This window comes from Mycobacterium sp. (genome assembly GCF_035499775.1).
Taxonomy (GTDB): Bacteria; Actinomycetota; Actinomycetes; order Mycobacteriales; family Mycobacteriaceae; genus Mycobacterium.
Genome location: NZ_DATJYB010000284.1, coordinates 20,371 through 27,809 on the forward strand (window position 1 = coordinate 20,371; position 7,439 = coordinate 27,809).

Below are 7,439 nucleotides of genomic sequence, written 5' to 3' on the forward strand. Positions count from 1 at the left end.
AAGGGGCCATCGTTGTCTGCATCCGATCCGGGGCTGCGCCGCGTCTGCGTTCACGCCGGCACAGTCGCCGTCGACCTGGCCCTGCCCGCCGCGGTGCCCATCGCCACCCTGATCCCGTCGATCATCGACATCCTGGACGGCCGGAGCACCAATCCGTTCCCGACGGCGACGGCCGCGCGTTACCAACTTTCCCGCCTCGGCTTCCCTGCACTACATGCGTCGACGACGCTGGCGCAGAACGATGTTCGCGACGGCGCCGTTCTGGTCTTGAACCAGTCGAGCGCCGAAATACCCGAGCCCCACTTCGACGACGTGGCCGAGGCCGTATCGGACACACTCGACACGGTCGCCCCGACAACCAACGGGCAGGCGGCCCGGCTCACCGGCGCGGTGGTAGCGGGCTGCATTACCGGCCTCGGCTGCCTGACCCTGGCCCGAAATACCTTGAGCCACAACGCTGTTAATGGCTTGGGCGCTGCGGCTGTCGCGGCGGTCGCGGGCATTTTGGCCCTGACGGCGGGCGCTTTCGCACACCGGGTCTGTCGGGACCCGATCGCCGGCCTCACGCTGAGCGTCATCGCCACAACGTTCGCGGCGCTTGCCGGACTGTTGGCGGTCCCTGATCCGCCGGGCTATCCCCAGGTGCTGCTCGCCGCGATGGCAGGGGCCGTCATGTCGGTGCTGGCGATGCGCGTAACCGGCTGCGGTGTGGTCACATTGACCACCGCGGCCTGTTTCGCGGTGGCGGTCGCGGTCGCTGCGCTGGCGGGTGCGCTCACCGGGCTCGCGCCGCATGTGATCGGTTCGGTATCCGTACTGCTGTCACTGGGACTACTCGAGGCGTCCGCACGGCTGTCGATGGCGTTGACGGGGTTGTCGCCCCAGCTGAATCACGACGTGGCCACCAGGGCGACCCGCGCGGACGGCTGGTTGACCAGCCTGCTGGCCGCCTTCTCGGCGACGGCCGCGACCGGCGCGCTCGTCGCCGCGGTCGCCGCCCGTGGCGCGCCGCGGTTGGGCTGCATCACGCTTGCCGCACTCACCGGAGCAGTGCTGTTGCTGCGGGCGTCTGCACAGATCGAGAGGAGAAGAACACTGATGTTTATCGTCACTGGAATCGCCACGGCTGGAACGACATTCGTTGCGACCGGGGCTGGCCTGCCGACGCACGCAGCATGGATAACCGCGGCGACGGCGGTGTCGGCCGCCGCGGCGCTCTACCTGGGTTGCGTGGTTACCGCAAGGCCGCTCTCCCCCCTCGGGCGCCGCGGCGTCGAGGTGCTGGAGTGTCTGACGTTGGCGGCCTTGATGCCGTTGACGTGCTGGATTTGCGGACTCTACAGCGCCGTTCGCGGCCTGGACCTGATGTGATGCGCGTCGTGCGCCTGCTGGCGGTGGCCGCGCTCGCAACCGTCTGCGGGGCGCCGCCGGCACATGCGGTTTCGCCCCCGCCGGTCGACGACGAATGGCTGCCGAAACCGGGCGTGCCGGCACCCCCGCGGCCGACGGTGCAGCGTGAGGTATGCGCAGTCGTCCCGGTGGACCCGGACCCGACCGGAGCGCCGCGTCACGCCGGCACCGCCGGCCTTGACCTGCCACAAGTCTGGCAACTCACTCGAGGTGCGGGGCAACGCATCGCGGTCATCGACACCGGCGTCGCCAAGCACCGGCGGCTACCCGGTGTGGTGGCCGGAGGTGACTACGTCTTCACCGGCGACGGCACTCAGGATTGCGATGCGCATGGCACGCTGGTGGCCGGGATCATCGCTGCGGCAACGGATTCCAAAGTAGACGACTTCAGCGGCGTGGCTCCCGAAGCCACCCTGATCAGCATTCGGCAATCCAGCGGCAAGTTCGCTGCAGTCAGCGACCGGTCCAGCGTCGGGTTCGGCGATGTCGACACCATGGCCAAAGCGGTCCGCACCGCCGCCGACCTCGGGGCCTCGGTGATCAACATTTCCTCGGTCGCCTGCGTTCCCGTCGCCTCGGCTCTCGACGACCGGGCGCTGGGCGCCGCGCTGGCCTATGCGGTCGACGTCAAGAACGCCGTCGTCGTCGCTGCGGCCGGCAACACCGGCAGCGCCGCGCAGTGCCCACCGCAGCGGCCCGGCGCGACGTGGGACACCGTCACGGTTGCGGTCAGTCCGGCCTGGTACGACGACTACGTACTGACCGTCGGCTCGGTGAACGCCGACGGGGCACCGTCGGCGTTCACCCTGGCCGGCCCCTGGGTGGATGTGGCCGCCGTCGGCGAGGGGGTGACCTCACTTGGTTCGACGTCGCTGTCGGGCACCAGCTATGCCGCGCCGGTCGTCAGCGGGCTGGCCGCGCTGATCCGGGCCCGGTTCCCGGCGCTGACGGCGCGGCAGGTGATGGCGCGCATCGAATCGACCGCGCATCACCCGCCCGCCGGGTGGGATCCCCTCGTCGGCAACGGCACGATCGATGCCCTGGCCGCGGTCAGCACCAGCGCCACCCCGCCGGCCGCCGCCGCCAAGCCCCAAGAGGTGCCGGTGCCGATCGCCGCCGCACCGCCACCCGGACCGCCGGATCGGCGCGCCCGGGACACCGCATTCGGCGGCGCGGCGATCTGCCTGGTTGCGCTGGTGGCGGCGCTGGCCGCCGGAACGGCGACCCGCCGGTTACGGCGCTCCCGCCGCGACGGTGTCACGGGCGATTGAGGCGCTCTGTCGGCTCAGTTCCGGTCCGGACGGCAGCGCTGAGACCAGCGCCCACGGCGCCGGTACCGCCACCGCCGGCAGACCCAGGTCATGCGCCGCCTCGTCGTCGTGTATCGCGAACCGGACACCGGTGTCGGTGATCAGGTAACGGGTGCCTGCAGACCGCACGCCGGGGCCGGACAGGCTCGCAGCGCGCACGTAGGCGCTGCGGCCGGGCTGCAGGTAGACCGCGTCCAGCGCGGGTCCGGCACCGTCGGCCTGCGACAGTCGCACCGGCGCCCGCCCGCCCGGCACCGGCAGGCCGCTGCCGGTCAAGAACCCGATATGGCCGGGCGCCCAGGTCACACAGAACGTGTCTCCGCCGTCCACCGATGCCGGCGCCCGATCGGGGAATGTGGTCACCGGCAGCGCATCCACGACGGCAGCGCTGCGAATCGCGTCGGGGGCCACCGAGATGACGTTCGCGGTGCCGTGCGAGTCGCTGAATCGCTGCAGATCCGCGGCCACCTGGCCGATGCGCTGCACTCCAGTGACCAACACCACGTAGTAGTCGTCGCCGTCGCCGCGTGTGATGCGGAGCACACTGCCGACCGGAAATCCGGCCAGCTCGCCGGGGCCCCGGCCGCCCGCGCCCCGGATGCGTGGAGCCGTGATCGGCGGCGCCTCCGGAACGGTGTTCAGCAACGACTGCGAGACGGTCACCGGTACCCGTCCCTCCAACCGCAACGCGCGCACCACCGCGGAATCAGCGAGATCCACCACCGCCCGGCGTCCGTCGTAGAGCAGATACGCTGGCGAACCCGAGCCGGGCGCGACCAGGATGGCCTGTTCGGGCGCCAGACCATGCAGGGACGATCCGGTCGCGGGCCCGACGACGACGGTTGTCGTGGTGCCGCGGTCGGTGTCGCAGATCGTCCAGGCCGATTCGGCCGCGGACAGCGGCTGGCCCAGCAGTTGCGGCGCACCCGGAATGCCCAGCAGCGCGCCGCGTTTGGTGTGGGCCAACTCGGACTCCCGCACCGGCTGCGGGTTGGTGTCGGTCGCGGCTATCAATCGTGCCGAGGCCAGGTTCAGCACCGGATGCCAGGTGTCGCCCACCCGGACGTACAGCGCCCCGGACTCTTGGCCCATCACGATCTGTGCACGATCCAGCGCCGGCTGCGGTCGCAGCAAAGCGAGAAACGCGCATCCCGCCACTACGACGGATGCCAGCGCACACCCGACTGCCAACGATGCGGTGCGCATCCGCAGTGGTTCGTCGACCGCACGGATGTCCCTGCGCAGCAACGCGCACTCAACTCGCCGCAGCAGGAATCGGTGCCCGCTGACATGCAGCCTCGTTACCGGTTGGCGCGGCACCGCTCCCCCCAAAATCGACGTGGTTGCGCCCAACGTAGGCCTGACGGCTGCCGCAGGCCGACGGCTCTGCACAGCCGATGCTCGGCTGCGGAAGTTTCGTTTTCCCTGGCCGCGGGTAAAATTTGGGCGTGAAAATCCCTCGCATAGGTTGCTGGGCCAGCACGGGAGCTGTCGCCCTGGCCGCCGCCAGCGTCCTGTTCATCACGCCGAGCGGCATACCTGGCGCTCTTCCGACGGCGTCAGCCGATAACTGCCCGGACGCCGAGGTCGTCTTCGCGCGAGGCACCAACGAGCCGGCCGGCCTCGGCCGGGTCGGCGACGCCTTCGTCGACTCGCTACGGCAGCAGACCGGCTTGAATATCAGGGCATACGGGGTGAACTACGCCGCCAGCAAGCTTCAGCTGCACGGCGGTGACGGCGCCAATGACGCGATTTCCCACATCAAATCCACGGTGTCCTCCTGCCCGAGCACCAAGATCGTGTTGGGTGGCTACTCGCAGGGCGCGTCCGTGATGGACATCGTCGCCGGCGTGCCCATCGGAGGCATCAACTGGGGCAGCTCGCTGCCGCCCGAATACGCCAGCAACATCGCGGCGGTCGCCACCTTCGGCGACGTGGCCGACCGCGCCGGCGGATCGCTGCCGGCCCAGAGCGCGCTGCTCGGCTCCAAAGCAATCGACCTGTGCAACCCCAACGACCCGATCTGTCACGCGGGACCGGGCAACGAGTGGAGCGGGCACACCGAGGGCTATGTCCCGGTGTACACAACCCAGGCGGCGGCGTTCGTGGCGTCGAAGTTGTTGGCCGGAACCGGTCACCAGGTGCCCGGGTTCGGGCCGGCAGTGCCCGGGCTCACGCCGCAGACGCCGGGGTTCTCGCCGCAGGCGCCGGGGTTCCCGCCGCAGGCGCCCGGACCCATCCAGGCACCCGGCCCCGTCCCGCCTGTCCCGGCACACGGCTCCGTCGTGAGCACCCCCGGAACCGGTTTGCAGGTTCACTGAATTACCTAACAAATACATAGCAAACAACCTGCCCAACGGCTCGTAATATCGATTCATGAGGCTTAGCCGCTTGGCGGCCGCCGCTGCATTTCTTCCGGCGTTAGTCGTTGCCCCGCTACCTGTGGCATCGGCGGCGTGTCCCGGTGCCGAAGTGGTGTTTGCTCGGGGCCGGGAGGAGCCACCCGGCGTCGGTGCGGTCGGCGACGCGTTCGTCAATTCCCTGCGCGCCAAGACGCGCATGCCGGTCGGGGTGTACGGGGTCAACTATCCCGCCAACATCGACGTCGAAAGTGGCGCCACCGATATGAGCGCCCACGTTCAATCCATGGCAAGAACCTGCCCGGCGACCCGCGAAGTGCTCGGCGGCTACTCGCTGGGTGCCGAGGTGGCCGACGTCGCGACCTGGCGTCGCATCCCGCCGGGGGTGGACCAGCACGTCGCGGCGGTCGCGTTGTTCGGTAATGGCACCCGCCGCGTCGCCCCCGCCTTCGCCGGCAAGACGATCGACCAATGTGCGCAGGGCGACCCGATCTGCCGGAACGGCACGAGTTGGTCGGCGCATCTGCAGCCCTCGTACATCGGCTCCGGACTGGTGGATCAGGCCGCCAGCTTCGCCGCAGGCAGGCTCTAGCCCCGCGAGCGGAGATCGCGCGTGATCAGATTCCGTGACTCCAGCTCGTCATCGGCCGGGTAATCGACCTGAACGAGCGTCAAACCGTGCGCCGGCGCGGCGGCGAAATCGCTGGACCGGTCGGTTGCGGTGAGCAATGCGTGACACCACGCCGCGGTGCGCCGACGCTCGCCGACCGCCAGCAGCGCCCCGACCAGTGAGCGAACCATCGACCAGCAGAACGCGTCGGCGGTCACGTGCGCGGTGACCAAATCGCCGTCGCGCGACCAATCCAGCCGTTGCAGCTCGCGGATCGTGGTGGCGCCATCGCGATGCCGGCAGAACGCCGCGAAATCGTGCAATCCCAACAGGTCAGCCGCTGCGACGTTCATCGCCTCCACATCCAGGTCGCGCGGCCACGGGGTGACGTAACGAGCCTGCTGCGGCTGCACGCCGTAGACGGCCGTCGACAACCGATAGACGTAGTGACGCCGCAGCGCCGAGAACCGGGCATCGAAACCCGTCGGCGCGCGGACGATGCCGAGGATCCGGACATCGGCGGGCAGGAATCTGCCCAGCCGACGGATTAGGGCGGAGAACTCCGCGTCGTCGGGCCGCGCCGAGCGGGATTGCGCGTTGGGCAACGCGTCGGCGGGGACGTCCGCATGAGCCACCTGCCCGGTGGCGTGCACTCCGGTGTCCGTGCGACCTGCCGCGCGCAGCCGCACCGAAGTACGGAAAACGGTCGTCAGCGCCTCGTCGAGGACGCCGGCGACCGTCCGCTGCCCCGGCTGAGTTGCCCAGCCCGCGAAATCTGTTCCGTCGTAGGCGATGTCGAGCCTAAGACGGACGTCCTCGCTAATTCTCAGTGGCCTCGTCAGCGTCGCCTGCGGGTGCGTTTTCGTCAGCCGTGGCTTCTACTTCGGTGCCGGCCTCTTCGGCCTCTTCGGTGCCGGCCTCTTCGGTGCCGGCCTCTTCTGCCTTGACCTCTTCTGCCTTAGGCTCTTCGGCCTCTGTCGCCTCAGGCTCGACCGCCGCCTGCGGTGCGGCCGCTGCCGCCACGGGCGCGGCCTTCTTGGCCTGGGTGCCGGCTACCCGCCGGGCCCGGTTGGCCTCCGAGGTCACCGTCTTCTCCCGCACCAGTTCGATCACGGCCATCGGGGCGTTGTCGCCCTTGCGCGCCTCGACTTTGATGATGCGGATGTAGCCGCCGTCACGGTCCGCGAAGAACGGACCGATCTCGGCGAACAACGCGTGCACCACGTCCTTGTCGCGGATCTTCTTGAGCACCTCACGCCGGTTGTGCAGCGTGCCTTTCTTGGCGTGGGTAATCAGCTTCTCCGCGTACGGACGCAGTGCCCGCGCCTTGGGCTCGGTGGTCTTGATCCGGCCGTGCTCGAACAGCGAAGTGGCCAGATTGGCCAGAAGCGCCTTCTGGTGCGAAGACGACCCGCCGAGGCGAGGTCCCTTGGTGGGCTTAGGCATTGCTGACCCTCCTGTCTAGATTTCTGAAAAGCCCTGCGGCTAAAGCTGTTCGGTTTCGGCGTAGTCCTGGTCGTCGTAGGCGCCCTCGGTGGACCAGGTGCCGGTGGCGACGTCGTAGCCCGCGACCTCCGACGGGTCGAAGCTCGGCGGGCTGTCCTTGAGCGACAGGCCCAGCTGGTGCAGCTTGACCTTCACCTCGTCGATGGACTTCTGACCGAAGTTGCGGATGTCCAGCAGGTCGGACTCGGTGCGCGACACCAACTCTCCGACGGTGTGCACACCCTCGCGCTTGAGGCAGTTGTA

At 69.2% G+C, this 7,439-nt stretch carries 8 protein-coding genes; 4 read left to right on the plus strand and 4 right to left on the minus strand.

The features are described 5' to 3' along the window. The first annotated feature begins 12 nt into the window (after positions 1–12). Positions 13–1,371 carry a type VII secretion integral membrane protein EccD gene (eccD, locus tag VML93_RS18195; protein WP_325612776.1) on the plus strand — a complete coding sequence of 453 codons (1,359 nt, stop codon included), beginning with the start codon at positions 13–15 and terminating at the stop codon, positions 1,369–1,371. After that, positions 1,371–2,681 (plus strand): type VII secretion-associated serine protease mycosin, encoded by a 1,311-nt coding sequence (gene mycP / locus VML93_RS18200; protein ID WP_325612778.1) that lies wholly within the window; start codon positions 1,371–1,373, stop codon positions 2,679–2,681. Before eccD ends, mycP begins: the two co-directional genes overlap by 1 nt. On the opposite strand, the gene eccB is transcribed toward mycP, so the two are convergent. After that, positions 2,643–4,040 carry a type VII secretion protein EccB gene (eccB, locus tag VML93_RS18205; RefSeq protein WP_325612780.1) on the minus strand — a complete coding sequence of 466 codons (1,398 nt, stop codon included), beginning with the start codon at positions 4,038–4,040 and terminating at the stop codon, positions 2,643–2,645. The two genes, mycP and eccB, sit on opposite strands and share 39 nt — an antisense overlap. 128 nt (positions 4,041–4,168) lie before the next feature. Here eccB and VML93_RS18210 point away from each other — a divergent pair, with 128 nt between their 5' ends. Together VML93_RS18210 and VML93_RS18215 are read left to right on the plus strand one after the other, a co-directional pair. Beyond that, complete coding sequence (locus VML93_RS18210; protein ID WP_414686386.1) at positions 4,169–5,041, plus strand: cutinase family protein; 873 nt, start codon at positions 4,169–4,171, stop codon at positions 5,039–5,041. A 55-nt stretch (positions 5,042–5,096) separates the two neighbouring features. Beyond that, positions 5,097–5,672 (plus strand): cutinase family protein, encoded by a 576-nt coding sequence (locus tag VML93_RS18215; RefSeq protein ID WP_325612782.1) that lies wholly within the window; start codon positions 5,097–5,099, stop codon positions 5,670–5,672. Here VML93_RS18215 and truA read toward each other — a convergent pair. From truA to VML93_RS18230, 3 genes are all read right to left on the minus strand, one after another. Beyond that, the gene (truA, locus tag VML93_RS18220) at positions 5,669–6,559 is read right to left on the minus strand and encodes a tRNA pseudouridine(38-40) synthase TruA (protein ID WP_325612789.1); all 891 of its coding nucleotides are present in this window, start codon (positions 6,557–6,559) and stop codon (positions 5,669–5,671) included. The two genes, VML93_RS18215 and truA, sit on opposite strands and share 4 nt — an antisense overlap. Continuing rightward, complete coding sequence (gene rplQ / locus VML93_RS18225; RefSeq protein WP_325612783.1) at positions 6,510–7,136, minus strand: 50S ribosomal protein L17; 627 nt, start codon at positions 7,134–7,136, stop codon at positions 6,510–6,512. Before rplQ ends, truA begins: the two co-directional genes overlap by 50 nt. Before the next feature lie 39 nt (positions 7,137–7,175). Next, positions 7,176–7,439, minus strand: a 264-nt coding sequence (locus VML93_RS18230) for a DNA-directed RNA polymerase subunit alpha C-terminal domain-containing protein (protein ID WP_325612785.1), incomplete at its 5' end; no start/stop codon positions are given.